Source organism: Sphingobacterium sp. 40-24 (assembly GCF_001899705.1).
GTDB lineage: Bacteria > Bacteroidota > Bacteroidia > Sphingobacteriales > Sphingobacteriaceae > Sphingobacterium > Sphingobacterium multivorum.
Genome location: NZ_MKWH01000026.1, coordinates 89613 through 112557, shown reverse-complemented (window position 1 = coordinate 112557; position 22945 = coordinate 89613). Strand labels below are relative to the sequence as shown.

Genomic DNA, 22945 nt, shown 5'->3' with positions numbered 1-22945 from the left:
GGTACGATTCAGCTCAATATACTGAGGTCAATCCATTCACAACCCATAAATTAATTCAGCTATGAAATATATATTCGGCATATTATTCACCCTGGTGATCCTTTTCGTTGCCACCTATTTCCTTTTGGGACTTTGGGGTATTAAGCTATTGGAGGCGGAAAACTTCAGCAAAATATTGTGGACTACAGGAATTCTGACACTAACGTCCATTATTCTGGTTTGTTTTGTCATACTACCTTTTTTCGGATCGGGCAAACACGACAACTACGAAGACAAAGGAAAGGTTGCGCAACGAAAAATAGATTGATATTTTTGCAGAATAAGATAATGTTAAATTTGAATAAATTATTTGCTTATTTAAGTAAATAATTCGTGAATATTATCCAAAATGACGCAGTCATGTCATTTTAATTCCAAAAGAACTTTCAATTTTAAATATCAAATAGTTAAATTTGTGAGATTAGCATAACAAATCAGATATAAGATAATATATAAACATGTCAGATAAAGCATCTATAAATTTAGACGGCACTTCGTATGACCTTCCGGTCATTGTCGGTACTGAAAATGAAAAAGCAGTTGATATTTCGAAATTAAGAGATCTAAGCGGATTTATTACGTTAGACCCAGGATACAAAAATACAGGTGCAACGAAAAGTGCGATTACTTTCCTTGACGGTGAAAAAGGCATATTGAGATATAGAGGATATCCAATTGAACAATTGGCAGAGAAATCGACTTTCTTGGAAGTTGCTTATTTGTTGATTTATGGAGAACTTCCCAAAAAAGAGGTATTGGAAAAATTCAGAGCTGACATCAAAAAGCAAATGATGATTCACGAAGACATGAAAAACTTCTTCGCTGGATTCCCATCCAAATCTCACCCAATGGGTCAGCTTTCGTGTTTAGTAGGCGCATTATCGGCATTTTACCCAGAATCTTTAAATCCTAACTTAACTGACGAAGAAGAGGATCAAACGATCATCAATCTTTTGGCAAAAATGCCAACGATCGTTTCCTGGATTCAAAAGAAATCATTGGGTCATCCTGTCGTTTATCCAAAAAACAACCTTGGTTACATTGACAACTTCCTAAACATGCTGTTTGGAGAAGTGAATGATGAAAAAACATTCGATCCTGTGGTGATTGACGCCATGCACAAATTGTTGATTTTACATGCTGATCATGAGCAAAACTGTTCAACATCTACTGTTCGCATCGTTGGTTCATCCAATGCAAACCTTTATGCATCTGTTGCATCGGGTATCAATGCATTATGGGGACCATTACATGGTGGTGCAAACCAAGCTGTAATCGAGATGTTGGAGGCCATTAAAAATGATGGTGGTGATGCTGAAAAATATCTTGCTAAAGCAAAAGACAAAAACGACCCTTTCCGTCTGATGGGATTCGGTCACCGCGTTTACAAAAACTTCGACCCTCGTGCTAAGATCATCAAAAAAGCATGTGATGACATCTTGGAAAAATTAGGCGTTCAAGATCCGGTATTGGATATCGCTAAAAGACTCGAAGAAGCAGCATTGAACGACCAATACTTCATCGACAGAAAACTTTATCCGAATGTTGACTTCTATTCAGGTATCATCTACCGCGCATTAGGTTTCAAAGCAGATATGTTTACCGTATTATTTGCTTTAGGCCGTCTACCAGGATGGATTGCACAATGGAAAGAAATGCGTGAAAACAAAGAGCCTATCGGTCGTCCTAGACAAGTATACGTTGGCCACACAGAACGCGACTACGTTGAATTTTCAAATCGCTAATCCGATTTCGATTTATATCCTTAAAAAGCATCCCTCGGGGATGCTTTTTTTATTTCTACCCCAACCAACATGGAGAACTTTACAGCTGTCCGAAACCACCCACTCGAACACTATAGGATGCACCGTCGTTACGTTATTGTCACGATAATCTACTTGTTAAGTATATTTTAATTTTTCCTTATCTAAATTCCCTGTTTTTCGTTAAGTTTGCGTATTCATTGGTCTCTTATTAAAAATCATTATAAATAAGACTTGTTAGAAACAATACTACATATCTTGGTTCCCATTGCTATTTTCACTTTTATAGCAGCCTTTACCTTATTTGCAGTATATGCCGAGCGTAAGATCGCGGGATTTGTACAAGATCGTCTAGGACCGATGGAAACAGGAAAGTATGGCAGTCTCCAAACGATTGCCGACATTCTCAAATTATTACAAAAAGAATTAATTACCCCCTCATCGGCCGATAAAATACTCTTTAGAGTTGCTCCTATCGTTATTTTCGTTGCTGTATTTACAGGTTTTGCCGTTATTCCCTGGGCCAAAGATTTTATCCCTGCGGATACACATACAGGCTTGTTCTTTATTATGGCCATCATCTCCATTGATGCTTTGGGCATTTTAATGGCAGGTTGGGGATCTAACAACAAATATTCTTTATTGGGTTCCATGCGTGCCATTGCACAGATGGTGTCCTATGAAATACCGGTAGCCCTTTCGCTGATTGCTGTAGTGATGCTAACCCAAACCCTAAATTTGAATGAAATCGCCATTGGACAAGGAATTCTAACTCATGGAAGCATTAAATTCTTTGGTTTTTGGGAAGTCAATGAGATCGGAGGCCTTTTCGCCTGGAACATCTTTCAGGCCCCACATTTGATTATTACCTACATCATATTCTTTATTGCTACCCTTGCCGAGTGTAATCGTGCACCCTTTGATATCCCGGAAGCCGAATCTGAATTAGTTGGTGGTTTCCATACAGAATATGGGGGCATACAATTTGCCTTTATCTTTTTGGCAGAGTATGCCATGATGTTTTTGGTATCGATGTTGGGAGTTGTTCTCTTCTTAGGCGCTTGGAATACACCATTACCAAACATAGGTGCAATACGCTTGGCCGATTGGACCACAGGTTTAGTGTGGGGAATATTTTGGACATTAGCCAAATCATTATTTATTGTTGGTATCCAAATGTGGATTCGATGGACATTACCACGGTTACGTGCAGACCAGCTGATGAGTTTATGTTGGAAAGTATTGACACCGCTGGCTTTTCTTTGTATGGCCATCTCTGCAATTTGGCGAATTTTAGTTATAGCATAGGATATGATATTTAAAACAGCTTCGCATGCATTTCGTACGGCAATCAAGGGTTTATCTTTGACTGTTAAGCACTTGTTTGGTGCCCGACGTTCGCGAACAGAATTGAATATCAAGAAAGACAATTACTTTGATCAACAAGAAGGTATTGTCACCGTACAATACCCGCGTGAAAAAATGCCAATCCCCGAAGTTGCCCGCTATCAATTGCAAGTCGATATCGAGGACTGTATTGTATGTGATCTATGCGCAAAGGCTTGTCCTGTCGACTGCATCGAAATCGAAGCTATCAAATCACCGGAAGCGATTGGAAAAACTTCCGATGGCAGCGTTAAAAGACTATATCCGGCCAAATTCAATATTGATATGGCCAAATGTATGTACTGTGGCCTTTGTACTGTGGTATGTCCGACGGAATGTATTACCATGACCAATGAATATGACCGCAGTTCTCAAAAACTGACCGATCTTATCTATGGTTTTTCAGATATGACCGATAGTGAGGTCGCACAGCGCAAAGCAGAGTGGACCAAGTTTCAAGCTGAAAAGGAGGCAGCAAAGCAAAAATAAAAGATGGAAAGTATTTTATTCTACGCCTTTGCTACCCTAGCAATCGGTTCAGCACTTTTACTGGTCAATCTTAAAAATATCGCGCGTGCATTGTTCCTGTTTTTTATTGTGTTATTTGCTATGGCAGGACTCTACTTATTTGCTTTAGCCGATTTTGTAGCTATCACGCAAATTATGGTGTATGTCGGAGGCGTGCTCATATTGATGTTATTTGCCTTTATGCTCTCCAACAAAGAACTCCTGAAAGACCTTCAGGATAGCAGCGGTACATTCTTAACCATGCCTAAGTGGCAGACGATTCCCATCGTGCTTGGCTTCCTATTGCTTATGCTATACGGTATTGTTGAATGGCAACAAGCACCATCTGCGTGGATTTTACAAGCTAGGGAAAATAACACCGAGATTGTCGCAACAGATAATAACATTCATCAGATTGGTTTACGTTTTATGACCTTTTACGTTTTACCATTTGAAATTATATCCGTGTTTTTGATGATGGCCTTGATCGGAGCCTCACATCTATCCAGAAAGGAGCGTACAATATGATTACGCTGACGCATTTCTTAGTTGTCAGTGCCTGCATCTTTTGCATTGGTCTTTATACTGTACTTTCCAAGAAAAATGCGATCATGATTCTGGTGGGTATTGAATTGATGATCAATGCCGCCATCCTGAACTTTGTTGCTTTTGGAAAATACGACAAGGTCAGTTATGGTGGGCAAATTTTCGCATTATTTGCCATTGTTCTCGCAGCGGCTGCAGTCGCTGTTGGATTGGCTATTGTATTAAATGTCTATCGGCATTACAAAACCATTAATCCGGATGAGATAAACCAATTAAAAGACAAATAAGCATTGGATCAATTTGTTCACATATCGCCCCTTCTGACCGCACTGTTTACCTTGGCAGCGCCATTTGTGGCATTCCTATATCAAGCAATAGCAGGCAAACGCGATCAGTCGGGCCTAGTTTCTCTCACGGCTATTATCCTCAGTTTTATCGCTGGTGGATTGACCTGGTTCTCTATATGGAATAATCCGGCAGTATCAATGCAAGTAAGCTGGTTCACTATTGGTGAAACATCATTTAAAGTTGGTATCCTGCTGAACAATTTGAGCACGTTGATGCTTTTTTTGGTACCGACGGTTGCCCTACCCGTACATATATACTCCAGAGCCTATATGCATGGCGATTCAGGTATTCACCGTTATTGGATGTATCTTAGCTTATTTTGTTTTGCGATGTTGGGATTGGTCATTATGGATAGCCTCCTATTGATGTATGTTTTTTGGGAATTAGTCGGTTTCGCATCGTATCTCCTCATCGGCTTCTGGTTCACACGTGAAACAGCTGTACAAGCCAATAAAAAAGCATTTTTGGTCAATCGCATCGGCGACCTCGGGTTTCTAATTGGGCTTGCGATCCTATTTACACAGTTCAAAACCCTCAATTTAATCGATCTCTTTGGGGACAATGGCTTGATTTATCAATCCACAATCGCCCAAGGATTATGGACATCTCCAGTCAATAGCTTACCTCAGATTTGGCTTACCATTGCAGGATTAGCCTTTTTCTTGGCAGCGATGGCTAAATCTGCACAATTCCCATTACATGTATGGCTTCCTGACGCCATGGAAGGTCCTACATCCGTATCCTCATTGATTCACGCCGCGACCATGGTTGCTGCAGGTGTATTCCTTTTGGCTACTGTATTTCCATTATTTAATGAATCTGCCTTATTATTTATTGCCATCATCGGTACAATAACCGCTGCTTTGGCCGCATACTTCGCGCTTGGCCAATACGACATCAAACGTATTCTTGCTTTTTCGACCATATCGCAGCTCGGTTATATGATGGTTGGAATAGGTATTGGAACCTGGGACGCTGCTTTATTTCATCTGACTACACATGCCTTCTTTAAGTGTCTATTATTTCTTTCTGCAGGAGCTGTCATTCATGAAATGGCCCATCTCAAAGCCCATAGTCAATTGGACTTTAACCCGCAGGATTTACGGAATATGGGTGGACTACGTCACTATATGCCAAAGACCTTCGTGCTGATGTGTATAGCATCGCTAGCACTTGCAGGCTTCCCTTTGACTTCAGGTTATCTATCCAAAGACAGTATCGTCATCTCTTCCTTTGAATGGGCTCTTTCAAAAGGTAACTTATACCTTATCATCCCCGCGATTTTAATTCTAGTAAGTATTTTAACGGCTTTCTACATCGGTCGTCTGCTCTTTAAAGCCTTTTTTGGAGAGTTCAGACTGTTGAAACAGCTTCAGGGCAAACTACTGGATCATCCACTACATGAAGCCCCAAAGACCATGTTGATCCCCATGTTTGTTTTGGGACTATTCTGCTTATTTCCACTGTTTTCTTTCAATCCGTTTTCGTATCACGATTCCTGGTTGATGGACGGCCTTTTATTGGATGAATATGCTTTTGCACCAAGCCATAGTGCACACCTTATTATCCCTGCAATACTGCTCCTTGGTTCGGTTATTGGCTGGATCATCGGCTGGAAATGGTATGTACAAAATAAATACCCTTTGAACTCAGCTAGCCAGGCATTAAAAGCCGCTTTCAACCAGGGGTATATCAATGAATTTTACCAAGCAGTCTTTGTGAATGGCACATTAAAATTAGCGCAGTTCTGTTATTGGTTTGATCGTCACATCGTTGACGCTTTCGTTTCTTTGATTCAGTTTATCGTCTTATCCCTCTCACAGCTAAGTGTGTGGATAGATAAATATATTGTAGATGGTTTTGTTAATACGGTTGCTACTGTAGCCTATTGGACAGGCAATCAAGTTCGCCTGGTCCAAAACGGAAAGATACAGACAGCATTGTATTCCGTCTTTTTATTAGTTTTACTTGGTTTAATTTATCTTATATTCTTTTAGGAAATGCCTATTCTATCCTTATTGATATTTTTACCGCTATTGGCTACGGCGCTCATTCTCGCCTTACCAACACGCTATAAATCGAGTTACAAATATATTGCTTTAGCATTCACAGCAATACAATTTGTACTGGCCGGAATATGTTATGCACAATTTGATGCAAGCAAAACAGGAGTCCAAGATCTAGCGGGCTATCAATTTGTTGAACAGCTTTCCTGGATCCGATTAGATTTAGGATCAATAGGAAAACTAGAGATTGATTATCTTATTGGTATTGACGGGATCTCCATGCCCTTGTTATTGCTGAGTGCATTCGTTATGCTGATGGCTATAGGTGCCTCCTGGAATATTCAGAAAAGTCCGAAGGGATATTTTGCCTTGCTCATGGTACTTAATATGGCCGTTATGGGGATTTTCTGCGCATTGGATTTCTTCCTATTCTATTTGTTTTATGAAGTCATGTTACTGCCACTCTACTTCTTGATCGGTATCTGGGGTGGCGCAAGACGCGAATATGCAGCTATAAAATTCTTTTTATATACCCTATTCGGGTCTGTATTTATGTTGTTGATTATCGTCGGATTGTATTTTTCAGTAATCAACCCCTTTACTGGAGCACATACCTTCAACATGATCTATATGATGAATCCACAGAATTATCTTGAGGGTTCTATTTTCGGCTGGGAAGGTTATCAGGAGATTTTGGGCATTTCCGCTCGTCTGGTCGGTTTCATTGTGCTCTTTTTTGCCTTTGCTATTAAAGTACCCATTGTTCCGCTACATACTTGGCTACCGGATGCGCACGTTGAAGCGCCAACACCAGTATCTATTATTCTTGCCGGTATTCTCCTCAAAATTGGTGGTTACGGTATCATCCGTATCTGTTACAGCATCTTTCCCGATATGGCAGCCTTATCCAATTGGTGGCTTGGGTTAATCGGTGTTGTTTCCATTATTTATGGTGCTTTGAATGCCCTATCGCAAAAAGACTTGAAACGAATGATTGCTTATTCATCGGTTTCACATATGGGTTTTGTGCTGCTTGGTGTTGCATCGCTGACTGCAGAAGGTATTTCTGGCGCCATGTTTCAGATGATTTCGCATGGTTTTTTATCGGCGGCACTCTTTTTCCTTGTCGGCGTGGTCTATGACCGTGTACACGACAGAAATATCTATAGTTTCCGTGGCCTAGCTCAAATTATGCCCAAATACACAGGTTATGTCGCTGTGGCATTTTTTGCGTCCCTAGGCCTGCCCGGCTTTTCAGCTTTTATTGGCGAAGCCTTTGTCATTATCGGTTCCTTCAATGCCGCGAGTATAGGAACTGGATTACCGCGCTGGATGGCACTAGCGGGATCCATAGGTATCCTATTAAGTGCAGCCTATTTACTTTGGACACTGCAACGCATGTTCTTTGGACAAATTCGCTTAAAAGGCGGAGACTCCTGGAGTAATGCACTTACAGACGTCAATTTACGGGAACAAGTGATCTTATTTCCTACCCTAGCGCTTGCGCTATTACTTGGAATTATGCCGGCATTAGTATTTAACAACCTAAACGCCAGTATTCTGAATCTCGTGAGTTTTATCCAACAATTTATCTAATTCAGCATGCTCGCATTCAGTCCATATATCAGTTCTTTCATCGATCAGATTATCGTAAGCGTTCCTTATTTTAAGCCCGAACTGACATTGATCGTCACTTTTATTGGTACTATCCTCGCTAGTCTTTTTATTGACAGACACTGGAAGAATACCTCTTTTGTCATTACCCTCGTTGGCTTATTGCTCAGTGGTTGTTACCTTGTGGGCCAGGGACTCAGTAAGGTCGAGGTAACGGGCTTCTTTGATATGATCCATATTGATGCATTTGCTGTAGCTGCACGTTTGATTATGCTGTTGTCGACAATGCTCATCTGTATCTTCATCCAACAACGCCAGCAAGACCGTCCCTTAGGCGACCTATACGCCGTGCTATTGACCGCAACCCTTGGCCTGAACCTGCTGACGATGACGAGTAACTGGCTGATGATCTTTATCGCTGTGGAGACTGTTTCGATCAGCTCCTATATTATGGTTGGCTATTTTTCTTCCACAAAGGTTCAATCGGAAGCTGCTTTAAAATATGTCCTGTTCGGATCCATTTGTGCCGCCGTTATGCTCTATGGCTTGTCTTTACTATACGGTTTCACGGGAAACCTGAATTTTGATGCACCAAGCCACATTGCCGGCTTGATGGAAGCACCTCAGATCATGATCAGCATTGCTTTATTATTTTTGCTGACAGGTATTGGATTCAAACTCAGTTTTTTTCCCTTTCATGTCTGGAGCCCGGATGTTTATCAAGGTGCCCCAACAGTGATTACCACCTATCTTGCTACTGTACCCAAAATTGCGGTCGTTGTTCTTTTGTCCAAGATATTCTCCGCATGGCTCAATGTCTCCTTTTATTTCAGCGATTTTCTGACTTATGTGATTATTGCGATCGCCATCGCAACCATGCTGATTGGTAATTTAGCCGCTTTGCGTCAACAGGATGCCAAAAGGATGATGGCCTACTCTTCCATTGGGCATACGGGTATACTCCTTATGGCTGTATTGGTTTATCAAAATAAGGAATCAAATGTGCTCTTATTTTACCTTTCCATATACGCGCTGATGAATATTGCTGTATTTATCTTTATTGATGCCTTGGAAGCTAGTTTAGGAAATACCACGATTGAATCTTATCGTGGCTTAGGAAAGCAATTTCCCTTATTGTTTACTTCCTTTTCGATTGTTTTAATCGCTTTGGTCGGCCTACCTCCTACTGCGGGTTTTGTTGGGAAACTTTTGGTCTTTTCCAAAGTATTCGAGCAATACCAAAACTTCCAATCCTTTAGTTTGCTGGCATTACTCCTAGTGGGTGCATTGACATCTGTCATCTCCCTATTTTATTATTTTAAGATACCACTGAATGCGTTTCTAAGGGAAAATACGGGATCTCCAGCGGTTAAATTCAATGTGCTACTCTTGTGTATTGGAATCTTATGTACCGTGGCCGTGTTGATCTTAGGTATCTTTCCCGATTTATTACTTTCGGCATTCTAGAAAACAGGAAACTTCTTTCATTTTAATAAGTTTATCGTCCAATTCATTCCCTTAATGTCTGCGTTGAATAGTAAGAATAACTCCATAATATATTTTATATTTGTAACATGATTAGTGCAATAGCAAATCCAATTTTTCAGCGTGCTATCCAGGATTACCACGTATACGATCAGATTGATCATCCAATCCAAAATCCGTATGACAAACAATCTCTGGAACATCTCCTCTATTTAAAATGCTGGATTGATACCGTCCAATGGCATATGGAAGATGTTGTGCGTAATCCCGCTATTGAACCTCAAGAAGGCTTATATTGGAAAAGACGTATCGATGAATCCAATCAGTACCGCACAGATACCGTCGAGTACATTGATAGTTATTTTCTGCAAAAATTTCAAGATATACAGGCGAGTTCTACAGCGACAATCAATACTGAAAGTCCGGCATGGGCTATTGATAGACTTTCCATTCTGGCATTAAAAATCTACCACATGGAACAGGAAACATTACGCACAGATGCTTCCGAAGCACACATCATTTCCTGCCAGGAAAAACTAAACGTTTTATTGGAACAACGAAAAGATTTATCCCAAAGTATTGATGAATTGATGAGCGCCATCGCATCAGGTGATAAATACATGAAAGTCTATAAACAGATGAAAATGTATAACGATCCGGCATTGAACCCTGTCCTATATTCATCAGGAAAATAAAACATGTCCTTACCGCAACGGATCATAGTAACCCGATTTTCAGCTATGGGCGATGTTGCCATGGTCGCTTCAGTATTGAAAGAATTCAGCAACCAATACCCTGATGTAGAAATCATTATGGTCAGCCGGCAATTCTTTGCCCCATTTTTTGATGGAATAAAAGGTGTACGGTTTCACGCGATTGAGCCCAAAACAATTCATAAAGGTTTTTTTGGATTAGTCAAGCTAAAAAAAGAACTGGCTCAATACGGCGCAGATGCTGTAGCGGACTTACATTTCAATTTACGCTCCCGCGTAGTCGATCTTTTATTTTCCTTATCGGGTGTAAAAATAAAACAACTTGACAAAGGCAGGGCTGAAAAAAAAGCCTTAACCCGCGAAAACAACAAAATTAAGGTTCCTTTAAAGCTAACGGTCGAGCGCTATGCAGATGTATTTCGCGCATTAGGTTTCAAATTTGAACTCAGCAATAAATTGGTTCTTAATTTGCAGGATGTACCCAAAGCTGCATTTAGTATGTTCGCGAATTTCGATCGAAAGAAAATTGGCATTGCCCCATTTGCGCAACATCGTTATAAGATTTTTCCGCAAACCAAGATGGAAAATGTGATAGAGATATTGACACACAATGGCTATGATGTTTTGTTGTTTGGTGGTGGTGAACAGGAATTCCAGATTGCGCAAAACTGGACGGAGCGATTTCCCAACACCTATAATACCATAGGCAAGCTTTCGCTGCGGGAAGAACTGGATTTGATTTCAAATCTAGATCTCATGATCAGTATGGACTCTTCGGGACTTCATATGGCATCGTTGATGGGTGTAAGGTGTCTTTCTTTGTGGGGAGCAACGCATCCTTATGCTGGATTCACCGGTTACGGGCAGCAGCTAACAGATTGCATCCAAGTTGAACACCCCAATAGACCGAGTTCAGTGTACGGCAACAAGCCCTGTGATTGTGATGGGATAGAAGCAATTGATTTAATTACACCGGAAATGGTGATTGAAAAAATAAGAGCAATAGGATGAAGATAGGGTTAATAACCATTCGATACGGATTGGATATCACCGGTGGAGCCGAATTCCATTGTAGAATGCTAGCTGAACGATTATCAGCAAAGCATGACGTGACAGTATTAACCACCACTATTAAGTTTTTAAATAAACCAGCGGAAGATTTCACTCCGGGCCTAGAAATTATACAGGGAATACCTGTGACGAGGTTCGTGACCGATAAAAATTTGCGTTCCGAAAAGAAAAGTAAAATCGCCCGGAAGATACGCCGATTGATCTATCGCTGGGGATTAGCAAGGCCTATTTTCTCCTTATTTCCTGTTTGGAAATTCAAAGTTGATGATGAATCAACCTATTTGGAAGGACATCCATTTTATTCGTCTTCATTACTTAACTATATTAGGGAATTCCAACACGATTTCGACAAATTCATTTTCTTTACTTACGAAAACCCACTAACCATATTGGGATCACTCCTTGTACCAGAGAAGTCTATTCTGATTCCCACTGCACATATGGAGAGCATGTTATTTAGAAGTATCAACACACTTTTATTTTCAAAAGTCAATCATATTGCCTTTAATACAGAAAGTGAAAAAGAAATGTGTTTAGAAATTTTCAGAAATTCGCTGGCAAAAAATACAATTGTTGGCATAGGCGTCAATCAAATAGATGACTTAGCAGCTGCGACAACCATCAGTGCCAAATATCAGATCAAATCACCATACTTACTTTATTGTGGTCGCATTACACCAGTGAAAATCAACAATTTTATGGCCTATTTTCTGAAATTAAAATCGGAAAAACAGATCGACTTGCAGCTTGTACTTACAGGAGAAAATACCATGGATGTTCAGCAAGATCCTGATATCATCTATACTGGTTTTGTAAGCGAGGAAGAAAAAAAAGCGCTAATGCTACAAAGCTTTGCCATTATTAATCCCTCACTCGCTGAGAGTTTATCACTATTGACATTAGAAGCGCTCCATTTAGGGAAACCAGTCATTGGTAACAAAAAGTGTGATGTCATGGTCGAACATGAACGCAAAAGTGGAGCTGTATTCTGTTATGATTCCTTCAACTCCCTAAGTTCCATTATCACATATTTGCAAGATCCAAATACCGATAAGAACATCATTGCGGCAAAAGCTAAAGAATATGTTTCTAAATATTATAATTGGGATTTGGTATTAAGTAAATTTGAACACATTTTTAAAGAAAGCTAAACCGGGTCAAGCATGATAACAATTGGATTTGACGCTAAACGATATTTTCTCAATCGAACAGGCTTAGGCAATTATAGTCGGGACCTTGTCCGTATACTGGAACAATATTATCCGGACAATACTTATTTGAAGTATACACCAAGATTGGACGATAATGATCTTTCGAAGAAGGCGCTTATCGAAGAAAAAATTCGTCTCCCCAAAAGCACATTTAACCGCGCTTTTCCCGCACTTTGGCGAAGCTTTGGAATAGCATCTGACCTGCTTAATGACGGTGTAGAACTCTTTCACGGGCTTACAGGAGAAATACCAAGGGGCTTAAAAGCCCGTGGAATTAAATCTGTTGTCACGATACATGATTTAATCTTCTTACGCTATCCCGAACTCTATAAACCCATCGATCGTTGGATATACAACAAGAAATTCCAATTAGCGGTTAATCACGCGGATAAAATTATTGCAATTAGTGAACAGACTAAATCAGATATCATCGATTACTATGCAATTCCCGAACATAAGATCGAGGTTATCTATCAGGGTTGCCATCCGGCTTTCAAGGTTCCAAAAAGTGACGACGAGCAGGACAAATTAAGGTTAAAATATAATTTACCCAAAGACTTTCTGTTAAATGTGGGTTCAATTGAAAAACGAAAAAATGTTTTACAAATTGTAAAAGCTATTCAGGATATCGATATCCCATTATTAATAATTGGTAAGAAAACGCCCTATCTTGAGGAGATTAACAGATATATTATAGCCAACAAATTGGAAAGAAAAGTCATTATAAAACAAGGGTTTACTATTGAAGAACTATCGACTATTTATTCGATGGCATCAATTTTTATATACCCTTCTATCTTTGAAGGCTTTGGTATCCCTATCATCGAAGCCTTATATGCTGGTACTCCTGTCATTACAACCAATTCGGGCGTATTTCCAGAAGCTGGTGGACCATCGTCTTGTTATGTCGACCCTTCAAATGTAGACGAAATAAATCTAGCGATCAAACGTATTCTCGGCGACTCCCAAACCAGTGCAAGGATGATTTCACAAGGACGTCACTATGTGCAAAAATTTAATGATGAAAAAATTGCATCAGAACTCATAAACTGTTATCAGTCCTTATTGTAATTTAGGCTGAACGGTATGCGTAAAATATTTATCCAAGACTTTTAATGCGATTATATCCTCTATTTTTTTATTTTTAAACTGAGCAATATATTCGTGTGCATTTTTTACGATCCTCCTAGCCGCATGATCATCTGCCATAAAATACCGTAATTTTTCCTCCAAATCAGAATAATCATCTTTAATACAAATAAAATGAACATCTGGAATTAGGCGTCCTTCCATAAACCAAGTCTCATATTTCGGCATAGGCATGACCGCAATAGAATTAGAGGACATAATCCACTTCAAATTTGTCGCAACATCGTTTCCCTCAAGCGCCAAAATAAATTTATAATCAAGGTGCCCTGCGATGGATAAATAATCCTTATCGGAAGATCGATTAGCCTTTTTGATATTGCACAATGGATGATCATAATACAATTGGTAGAATCGACTTCGATGAATCTGTCCAAAACCGCTCCTTCCGACCAACATATCTATTTTTTTATCAAAAGACACGTCGTCCTGAAGAAAATTAAAATGTCTTGCTTTATCCAAATTTAAGACTATTGCATTGCTATTATTACCATGAATAGGTCGGCTCTTGAGTAAAGTCGGATGTGAGGGAATATGAATGATATCACCGGGCAAAATACTGAACCGCAATTTGGGGTTAAAATACCTTAAATATTCCTTACTGTCGAAATAATAAACGCGTATGCGTTCTGGTACGCGATATTTGCCTATTTCAATGGCGTCCTGATCTAAAATCTCAAGCCGTTCCAACTTATTGTAATAATTTACCCTATCATCAATATATGTGGCATTTTTGCGATAATAAGTGCTATCTAAACGCTTTGTCAGTTGGGCTTGAAAAAGACTATCAGGAACTAGCTCCCTAAGAATTGCTTTAATATAATAGTAAATCTTATTATTTTTATTTCGCAAAAAGATTCTTTTGAAATTCATCGATGTGCAATGCTTTTTCCTCAAAAATAAGTAAAAATAACTCTCCCTTAAAATAAATAAGCCTAAAAGTCTGTATCAGGTTTTACAACAGGAATACGCAGTTGTAGTTTCTTCCAATGGTTAGATTTGTCTTTATAAATCATGAGTTTACCTAATTTATACTTAAATTTCAGTAATCCTTTATAATCATCTTCAATGCAGCGATACGCTACATTCGGATTTTCTTTCAGAACTTCATTAATCGCTAATGTATAAACTGTTGGGCCTGTCATCGCATGTACATCATGTGGAAATCGATTCTGTTCAATATTATCCACAATCAGCTCCATCGTTCTTTTTAAAAAAGGATGTCCTTTATCAAAGATAAGTGCCCATTGTGCATACAGGCTCCTATTGTTCTCATGCGTTATTACCGCAACGTCATCGCTATTTAGATATTTATCGATGGAGACTAACAAATCACTATCTAAATCTATATAAATACCACCATATATATATAAAACAGCATAGCGAAAAAAATCTGCTTTGGCGGCCCCTATCTGAAGACGATGATAAGCTTTGTTAATGCGCTCATCAAAATGTTCAGCAAAGAAGTCACTCACCCGTTGATCATCATAGAACTCATACGAATAATCCTTATTCTTTTTTAAAAATGAGCGAATATAGAGCTTCGTAAGCCAAGGAATCTTATTATCCTTAAATGTTTGAAATATATTTTTTGGAATTCCCATGATAATGAATAACTATAGGAAACTAGAAAGTCCGTCAGCACAGGATGTCAGCTTTTCTAATTTTGTCTTTTCTAATAAATGATCGTTTTGTGGTAGTGCTTTTCTAGACGCCTCCTTATGATATAAGTGATACCCAATTGCAGCAAACTTGATTAGTTGCCCTTTGAGTCCATAATTGAATAAACGTTCAACAAATTCACTGTCTTCCCGGCCCCAGCCTTCAAAAAGATTATTAAAACCATTCACTGCACGAACATCGCGCATGTAGAAGGACATATTACAAGAGCGTACTTTGCTTCTTTTATGTGCTAGGTTTTTCGCAGTCCATCGTGCTAAAAGAAGATTACGAAAACTACTTATTCTCTTTTCAAACCGACCAGATTCGAATCCCGCCTGAAACATATTCGGATACCTTAGTTGATTCGACTCAGTTAACAATTTGGCTGTTAATGCTTGATTCAGTAAAACCCTTCCACCTTGGATAAAATGTCCGACTTTGGCAAGTTTTAGATGGTCTTCAATAAAATTTGGTGCCATAAGGATATCACCGTCGACAAGTATAACATAGGGTGATTTTACTTGGGCTAGCGCTTGATTTCTAATACGTGCAACGCGAAAACCACAATCGTCCTGCCAAACATGGCTGATTGGAATTTCAGAAACCTGCTCATAACGATGGACCAGCTGTCTTGTTCGATCATCAGAACCGTCATCTGCAACAATAACTTGACTCGGCAAAACTGTTTGATTTAATGCAGACAATAGCACCAATTCCAATGCATCGGGCCTATTATACGTTGTAATAATTATCGAAGTTTCCAAAAAATAGCTATAAAACCGTAAGTGCTAATCAGATGATTTCAGGTATTTATCAATACCGTTATCACAATAGGTCAAATTTAGCTTTTTTGTTTTTGCAAACAAACAATTGTTGTTGCCTAAATTCTCTTTTGCATTTATCGCATGCCAGATGTGAAACACAATGCCGCCGAATTTTAAGAATCGTTTTTTGATGTTGATATTTAGAAGTCTAGCGACAAATTCTTTATCTTCCGGCCCCCAGCCCTTAAAGTCTTCATTATAGCCATTCACACGAATGGCATCTTCTCTCCAATAGGCCATATTGGCACCATGAATCTCCCAACGCTCGTTGCCTTTGTTTTTATAATTAAATTCAAAATATTTCCATAACAACTGAAAACGAAAAGCACTGAATAAGTTCGAAACTCCTTTATCGAATCTATTTACCTTTGTATCACGCTTCGTCAATTTTTTCTCGGAAAATTCCCGATCAAGGTAAATACGGCTGGCGCGTACCACCGATCCTTTTCGCGCAAACTTTCGATGATCTCGAATAAAATAGGGATGCAAAATTAAATCACCATCAATTTGGACAATATAATCGGATGAGGCTTTAGCAATGGCTTTATTTCTGATTTTCGCCAACTGAAACCCCTCATCTTCATGCCATACATGAATAAAAGGAATATTAAACTTACTTTTATATTCTGCCACAACTCGCTCTGTCTCCTTTCCAGACCCGTCATCAGCGATAAGGATTTCATCAGGAAGAACCTTCTGAAGCAATACACTTTCCAAGCATAATGCCAACGCCTCCGGCCAGTTATAAGTAGATATTATTAGAGAGATTTTCATTTATTCATCTATTGTTAAAAACAGCGTCCAAGACTTCATACTCTTTCTTTACGGTATGATTATTTCTCATATATTCAATGGCCTGATTCGATTTTATCTTATAAAATTCATCCTCCTGGAGCAATTCAATAATATGAGAAGCAAAAGCCTGTTCATCTAACGATATAAGACATCCATTATCTGATTTATTAAACAATCCATCGACACCACGTTGATTGGTTACAACCGGAATGCCAAAAGATAATGCTTCCAAAACCTTTATTTTGATTCCTGTCCCTGAAAGCATTGGACAGATCGCAACTTTAGCTTGCTCATAATATGCTGCAAGATCATCCACCAATCCATGTTTTATAACATTTTTCACGGTTGGAATATGTGCACAAATCTTTCCAATCACATGCAGTTCAACATGTGCAAGTAGCGGAAATACTTGTTCTAAAAACCACTTTATACTCGATACATTGTGTGGATTATCACTCGCCACATAAATTAAGTCTATCTTCTTTTCGCGTTCTTGAATAACAGGAGATGGCATTGAAACCGGAATTAATCGTACAAATTTATCTGCAAACTGTTCAAAAATATATTTTTCCTCAATTGAAAATGTCCATATCTCATTAAAAGAGGTCATCATAGACAACTCAGCTCCAAACATTTTACCCAATTGACGCATTGAAAAGTTTTCCTTTTCCTTTGTCTTATTTTGCAGCGTCAGAAAATCATGCGAATCTAAAATTGTATAAGATCCTATCAAACTCTTTACCAAACTACCAAATTCAACATAACTAATAATAACGTAATCATACTTATGATCGCTTAAAATCTTTTCAAATCTTCTTTGAAATGATGGCGAAACACGATCAATCAAATTGGAGTGGAAGATATTTTTAATCTCTTTTTGTAATTTATCACGAAAGAAATAACTAATCCTATTTTTTTTGGAAGATTTAAAAGGTAAAATAATCAGGTTAATATTTGGAAATTCGGATTGAAAAATAGCTTCATCACCTGTTCTCCAATTAATTGAGGATACAAAATCGATCTCAAAATTTGCACTTATCGTATTAAAATAAGTTAACAATTGCTTACACCTAGTCAAATTGCCTGCTTTCGAACTGTTAGGATTTTCAGGCATAAAGTATAATATTCTCTTTCTCTTTATTGTTTGCATTTATTCTTATTGAATAGGTAAAAAGCAGCATTTGCTTTTATAATAAATAATACGAATTATTCTCGGAAAATGCCACATTCTATTTGAATTTTTCTTTGCCGGACTAACTAAATCTCGCCTTCGCCCCGAAAATGCTTTGTGACGGTCTCCACTAAATTTAACCACCCTTTAGCCATATTTTCAAAACTGTACACCTCCATTGCCAAGTTGCCCTGAACGCCAAATCTCGAACGTAGCGAAGAGTCCATGATCAATTGTTCGAGGTACAGGGCCATCTCACGGTCGTCCAATGCTAAAAAACCATTCTGATTATGTTTGATCAATTCATTTACCCCGGAACAAGTGGAAAAGCCAATACTTGGCAGGCCTATTGACATGGCTTCTGCTAAGGCTAATCCAAACCCCTCATATTTGCTGGGGAAAATAAAAATATCCGCATCCCGCATCCTTATCAGAGGATCCTCGGTGAATCCACGCAGAAAAACCCGTTCAGCCAATCCAAGATCACAAATTTGTGTATTCAATCGATCAAAGTCTGGACCTGTCCCCCAAAACTCCAAATCCCAATTGGGATATTTGTTTGCCAGGCCAGCAAAAATTGCAATGGCAACATGCTGCTGCTTACATTCTGTATCCAAACGCCCAACATGAATAATCTTATATCTTTCCTTGATACGGTCATGCCTAACTAAATCGCGGGAATCTACCTGCTGGATTGGATTGGCAATAACGTCGCATTGTCCCGAAAAATTAGACGGTAGAAAATCCCGATAGCTATCAAATAAGATCTGAACACCATTCAGATGATCGAAACTAGCCGTTAACAAATCAACCATATATGCTTTTCTCCCGCCTAGAACATTGGTATAATCGTAATCAGGTCTTCCATTCACCGAATCTATAATGGGGATTGACAGTGTATTTCCATAAGTAATCTCCAGAAGTGAGCCAATGGACATGGTAATAATCAAATCCGGCTTTAGTCCGTCGATATAATCTTTCCATAAAATCGCCCGCTTTCGCAAATTAAATTGAAATAATTTAGCTTCCCCCCCCATCCGTTGCTTCAATCGGCGGTTATACCACTTGCTGTATTTTTTGCGGGCCTTGTATTTCAACCATAAAAGTGGATTCGTCCCCTTATAGTTATAAATAGGAAGCTCGAGCTTTTGCTCCAAATTAGCGTCAAAGATATTCGTCACTTTCACCGACTTATGCAGCGGAAAAACTGGGGAGCCTTTTATGTTTTCATTGGTTGCAATCTCCACTACATATCCATTTGTACTCAGTATGTTCGCTAACGTAGAACATATCTTTTCCGTGCCTCCTATTCCATTTAAAAAATACAAATGTTGTATTAGTAAAATCTTCATACGTCGAGATACTTATTTCTGATCCTTTGACGGACTTTTCTTCTTAGGCCAGCAATTGGAATAAACCTCACCCAAAATAAGCCTCGCTTCAATTTTTCAGCTCTCCTTTTACAATAATCTACGTAAAACGTATCAAAATCCCTATGATCTCGAGCTTCTACAAAATAGCTAAAAGGCACCGTTAATATTTCTTTATCAGCTTTGGTAAGATGTGGGCTTACATATTCTTGCATAAAATTTTGCAATAACTTAAACAGCTCTTCCTTCTCAAGATCATTAAATGCCATTTTTAAATAGCGAAACTCAAAAGGTTCATGTTCGATAAATAGCGCTAGTTTTAAGGCTTTTGAAGCAAAAAGATCATGTTCCTTATAAAACTCCTTCAATAGTTCTAACCATATTGGGATCTGTTTCAATAAGCGATCCGTCTGCCGATTAATTTGCGTATGATTTTGATTCTCGTGCTGTCTATAAAAATATACTGCGCCCGGATTGAATCCGATCTTATCGGTCATCAAAAAGAGACGATGTGAAAACAAGCCATCCTCGCAGGGCTGAATTCCTTCAGGAAAACGGATATTGGGATAAGTGTCCAATAAGGTCTTTTTGGTCAGCAAACCGCATGTCGGTACAGCAGTCAAACGTGGCGCCCGGGAACAATAAGGCTCCCCCAAAATCAGCAAATCAAAATTTTGCTGTTTAGCAATCGCTAAAGAAGCTGACAAAAAGGTGCGTTCAATAGTATCATCAGAATCTAAAAAATAGACATATTCTCCGCTCGCATGAATGAGGCCGTTATTTCGAGCGACAGAAACGCCCGAATTTTCCTGGTCAAAAAAATAAATGCGAGCATCCAATGATGCATACTTCCGACAGATTTCAGCCGAAGAATCACTGCTACCATCATTAACGAGTATGATTTCGAAATCTTGTAATTCCTGATCAAGCACACTTTGGATCGTCTCGTCTAAATATTTTTCGACATTGTATACCGGTATAACTACCGAAACAGCAACCGGACGAGGACAATCCATACAACCATTTTTTACCATCATTAATCTTTAATATACAAAAATAGTAACAGAAATGATATATTAAATGCTGAAATCATTTTAATGATTTCTCGATCCTGTCTTTATTCAATGTAAATTCCCGGTATCTGAACTCACCAGATTTATTACCGATCATTGCTCCCATTTTAATTAAAGATTCGTTGCTGCCCATTGGAAAAATTGAACTTCTATAGGCATTATTTTTCAACAGCGGCTTCGGTAATACTTTGAAATTTAATCCATCTTTGGAATACCCAACGTACAATAGTTCCGCGGTATATCGTTTCACATCACCCACAGCAACACAGAGAAAATAATAACCATCGGCAAATGTGGCCTGAATATGCCATGGTGAATTCACTCGTCCCTCCTTTAACCAGGGTCTATTTAGAAAATTTATGATTTTGCTTTCTTTAAACCCTGTAAAATTAATGCCATCGGTAGATGTTCTACGAACAACATAAGAAGGGTCTTTACCTTTAAAATTTTTCGAATTAAAATTCAGCTCAATTTCATAACTCAAAAACTCCTTCCCGTCATGAATAAACGAAGGGGACAATAGATGATCATCTTTGGGCGTAAACGGAGGGTTGCTGGTAAAGGCGACATTCAAATTCGACCACTTTATACCATCTGTAGAGGTTTGTTGTACAATGGTGCGATGTGCATTTTGTTTCAATCGATCAAAATTGGTATTACTTAACACACATTTGCCTTTCAAAGCCTGCGCAGTGATAAAACTACCCCTATAGTAAAGATAAAACTGATTATTTAAGTAGATCCAATCCACATCTGACCAGAAACCCTGAATCGGATCAACCTTGTTTTCACCGAAACTTTCTGTCGGAAAGGGAGCATTGATAATTGGATTGCTCAATCCCGGAGGATTTACCCAATCAAGACCATCATTGGATACAACAACACTTGGATTTTCAAATTTCTTTGAGTTTTGATTCGTTCCAACTGCGCCAAAATAAGGCGTGAAAACCATCCAATACTTGTATCCATTCAGCTTATTTGGAAAATAGAGAACATCCGGATGACAATAGCTGGCATTTGCACCCGAGATATCTATAAAATCATTGGCATTTTTTAGGCCTTTAAAATTAGCGTCAGCAACAGTATGTATATTGACCAAACCTTCATCACTATCAAAAGTAACTGAATCAATGGGTTCAACAGTCCAAATAGGAGCTTCAACATCCTGCGCAAAAAAGTCCTCTGGACGGTGGCAAGCCACGAGAATAATACTTCCATATAGAAGTATCAAAAAATTACGAATCATAAGTAAATATCAAACGGTAGAAACAAAAAAATGCGACTTGGCTAATGATGTTTTTCAATAAATAAAATAAGCTGACGGCAAATAGCTGGATAAAACAAATTATTGTTTTTCGCTGCGAAATTAGCATAATTTTATCAAAGTAAAACAACGATTTTGTTTTTTAAATCACCAAGACAACAAAGACCCAAAATCAATCTAAAAAATTCGTTATCAAGACTTTCATTTTGCCGTTATAGGCACTAAAAAAACCACAATGCTTTAGCTTTGACACGATATTAAACGTATCACTTGAGGTAAAAAAACTATTCATAATGTAATATACTTTTCAAAACTTACTGTATTATTATTTGTATTCATACGCAAGCCTGCTCATTGCGCAAACACAATGAACCGGAACAACAAGCGTTATTATCTATATTGGTATTAAGAATCAAAAATTTTAATCATGGACAACAGTAAAAAACTTTATATCATCCGACATGCAAAAGCCGAAACTATTCCGGGCATAAACGACTTTGATCGTGCGCTTACATCCGACGGTATACAACAGGCCAAACAAGTTGCGGCTAAGTTATCCGCAAAATTGACCCTAGATGAAAACAGTATGGTGATCAGTTCGCCAGCCAATCGCGCACTCCAAACAACGCGTATTTTTCTAGACGTCATGGGCTCCTCTTCTTTTGATATTCAAATTGAAGAAACAATTTATGAATGTACGTACAAGCATATGCTGTCCATCATCAATGCCATCCCCGATCATGTCAATCATGTCCTGCTCTTTGGGCACAATCCCACGTTGACTGATCTGGTGGAATACCTGACCCGAAAAGCAGCCTACTTACGCACCTCATCTTGTGCAGAGATAAGACTTGACGGCGGCTTCACCTTTCATATGCTCAGTGGCAATTGTGCCGATCTTGTGCAAATAATTGATTAAAATTCTATTCAAAGAACAAACTTATTTCCAGC

22 protein-coding genes are annotated in these 22945 nt (G+C 38.7%); 14 read left to right on the top strand and 8 right to left on the bottom strand.

All coding sequences use genetic code 11. From position 1 onward, the window contains the following. Positions 1–61: 61 nt before the first annotated feature. From BGP15_RS10685 to BGP15_RS10625, 13 genes are all read left to right on the top strand, one after another. Positions 62–307: a hypothetical protein gene (locus BGP15_RS10685; protein WP_286769488.1), complete on the top strand. Its 246-nt coding sequence runs from the start codon at positions 62–64 to the stop codon at positions 305–307. Between the two features lie 190 nt (positions 308–497). Continuing rightward, positions 498–1784 (top strand): citrate synthase, encoded by a 1287-nt coding sequence (locus BGP15_RS10680; protein WP_046672763.1) that lies wholly within the window; start codon positions 498–500, stop codon positions 1782–1784. A gap of 252 nt (positions 1785–2036) precedes the next feature. Beyond that, positions 2037–3110: an NADH-quinone oxidoreductase subunit NuoH gene (gene nuoH / locus BGP15_RS10675; RefSeq protein WP_286769487.1), complete on the top strand. Its 1074-nt coding sequence runs from the start codon at positions 2037–2039 to the stop codon at positions 3108–3110. Between the two features lie 3 nt (positions 3111–3113). After that, positions 3114–3677: a NuoI/complex I 23 kDa subunit family protein gene (locus BGP15_RS10670; RefSeq protein WP_046672765.1), complete on the top strand. Its 564-nt coding sequence runs from the start codon at positions 3114–3116 to the stop codon at positions 3675–3677. 3 nt (positions 3678–3680) lie between these two features. Then, positions 3681–4223, top strand: a complete 543-nt coding sequence (locus BGP15_RS10665) for an NADH-quinone oxidoreductase subunit J family protein (RefSeq protein ID WP_286769486.1) — start codon at positions 3681–3683, stop codon at positions 4221–4223. After that, entirely contained in the window at positions 4220–4528 is a 309-nt protein-coding gene (gene nuoK / locus BGP15_RS10660; RefSeq protein ID WP_046672767.1) for an NADH-quinone oxidoreductase subunit NuoK, read from the top strand. Before BGP15_RS10665 ends, nuoK begins: the two co-directional genes overlap by 4 nt. A gap of 3 nt (positions 4529–4531) precedes the next feature. Beyond that, on the top strand, positions 4532–6586 hold the full coding sequence (locus BGP15_RS10655) for an NADH-quinone oxidoreductase subunit 5 family protein (protein WP_286769485.1): 2055 nt from the start codon (positions 4532–4534) through the stop codon (positions 6584–6586). Positions 6587–6589: 3 nt separating this feature from the next. Further along, the gene (locus BGP15_RS10650; protein WP_286769484.1) at positions 6590–8191 is read left to right on the top strand and encodes a complex I subunit 4 family protein; all 1602 of its coding nucleotides are present in this window, start codon (positions 6590–6592) and stop codon (positions 8189–8191) included. A gap of 6 nt (positions 8192–8197) precedes the next feature. Then, positions 8198–9676 carry an NADH-quinone oxidoreductase subunit N gene (locus BGP15_RS10645; RefSeq protein ID WP_286769483.1) on the top strand — a complete coding sequence of 493 codons (1479 nt, stop codon included), beginning with the start codon at positions 8198–8200 and terminating at the stop codon, positions 9674–9676. A 107-nt stretch (positions 9677–9783) separates the two neighbouring features. Beyond that, on the top strand, positions 9784–10389 hold the full coding sequence (locus tag BGP15_RS10640; protein ID WP_070561249.1) for a DUF4254 domain-containing protein: 606 nt from the start codon (positions 9784–9786) through the stop codon (positions 10387–10389). 3 nt (positions 10390–10392) lie between these two features. After that, complete coding sequence (locus BGP15_RS10635) at positions 10393–11418, top strand: glycosyltransferase family 9 protein (RefSeq protein WP_286769482.1); 1026 nt, start codon at positions 10393–10395, stop codon at positions 11416–11418. Further along, positions 11415–12629, top strand: a complete 1215-nt coding sequence (locus tag BGP15_RS10630) for a glycosyltransferase family 4 protein (protein ID WP_286769481.1) — start codon at positions 11415–11417, stop codon at positions 12627–12629. Before BGP15_RS10635 ends, BGP15_RS10630 begins: the two co-directional genes overlap by 4 nt. Positions 12630–12641: 12 nt before the next feature. After that, positions 12642–13760: a glycosyltransferase family 4 protein gene (locus BGP15_RS10625; RefSeq protein ID WP_286769480.1), complete on the top strand. Its 1119-nt coding sequence runs from the start codon at positions 12642–12644 to the stop codon at positions 13758–13760. On the opposite strand, the gene BGP15_RS10620 is transcribed toward BGP15_RS10625, so the two are convergent. The 8 genes from BGP15_RS10620 to BGP15_RS10585 form a co-directional block, all read right to left on the bottom strand. Beyond that, a complete protein-coding gene (locus BGP15_RS10620) occupies positions 13752–14708 on the bottom strand; it encodes a glycosyl transferase family 90 (RefSeq protein WP_286769479.1) in 957 nt (318 codons plus the stop codon). The genes BGP15_RS10625 and BGP15_RS10620 overlap by 9 nt on opposite strands. A gap of 62 nt (positions 14709–14770) precedes the next feature. Then, complete coding sequence (locus tag BGP15_RS10615) at positions 14771–15439, bottom strand: glycosyltransferase family 32 protein (RefSeq protein WP_070561253.1); 669 nt, start codon at positions 15437–15439, stop codon at positions 14771–14773. A gap of 12 nt (positions 15440–15451) precedes the next feature. Then, complete coding sequence (locus tag BGP15_RS10610) at positions 15452–16261, bottom strand: glycosyltransferase family 2 protein (protein ID WP_286769478.1); 810 nt, start codon at positions 16259–16261, stop codon at positions 15452–15454. Positions 16262–16285: 24 nt separating this feature from the next. After that, positions 16286–17095, bottom strand: coding sequence for a glycosyltransferase family 2 protein (locus tag BGP15_RS10605; RefSeq protein WP_083295763.1), 810 nt, complete (start codon positions 17093–17095; stop codon positions 16286–16288). A 4-nt stretch (positions 17096–17099) separates the two neighbouring features. Continuing rightward, on the bottom strand, positions 17100–18266 hold the full coding sequence (locus tag BGP15_RS10600; RefSeq protein ID WP_286769477.1) for a glycosyltransferase: 1167 nt from the start codon (positions 18264–18266) through the stop codon (positions 17100–17102). Positions 18267–18373: 107 nt separating this feature from the next. Further along, the gene (locus BGP15_RS10595) at positions 18374–19639 is read right to left on the bottom strand and encodes a glycosyltransferase (RefSeq protein WP_286769476.1); all 1266 of its coding nucleotides are present in this window, start codon (positions 19637–19639) and stop codon (positions 18374–18376) included. Continuing rightward, positions 19636–20694 (bottom strand): glycosyltransferase family 2 protein, encoded by a 1059-nt coding sequence (locus BGP15_RS10590; RefSeq protein ID WP_236586159.1) that lies wholly within the window; start codon positions 20692–20694, stop codon positions 19636–19638. Before BGP15_RS10590 ends, BGP15_RS10595 begins: the two co-directional genes overlap by 4 nt. 52 nt (positions 20695–20746) lie before the next feature. Next, positions 20747–21976, bottom strand: a complete 1230-nt coding sequence (locus BGP15_RS10585) for a hypothetical protein (RefSeq protein WP_112374878.1) — start codon at positions 21974–21976, stop codon at positions 20747–20749. 445 nt (positions 21977–22421) lie between these two features. Here BGP15_RS10585 and BGP15_RS10580 point away from each other — a divergent pair, with 445 nt between their 5' ends. Beyond that, positions 22422–22913 carry a SixA phosphatase family protein gene (locus tag BGP15_RS10580; protein ID WP_070561258.1) on the top strand — a complete coding sequence of 164 codons (492 nt, stop codon included), beginning with the start codon at positions 22422–22424 and terminating at the stop codon, positions 22911–22913. Positions 22914–22945: the final 32 nt, after the last annotated feature.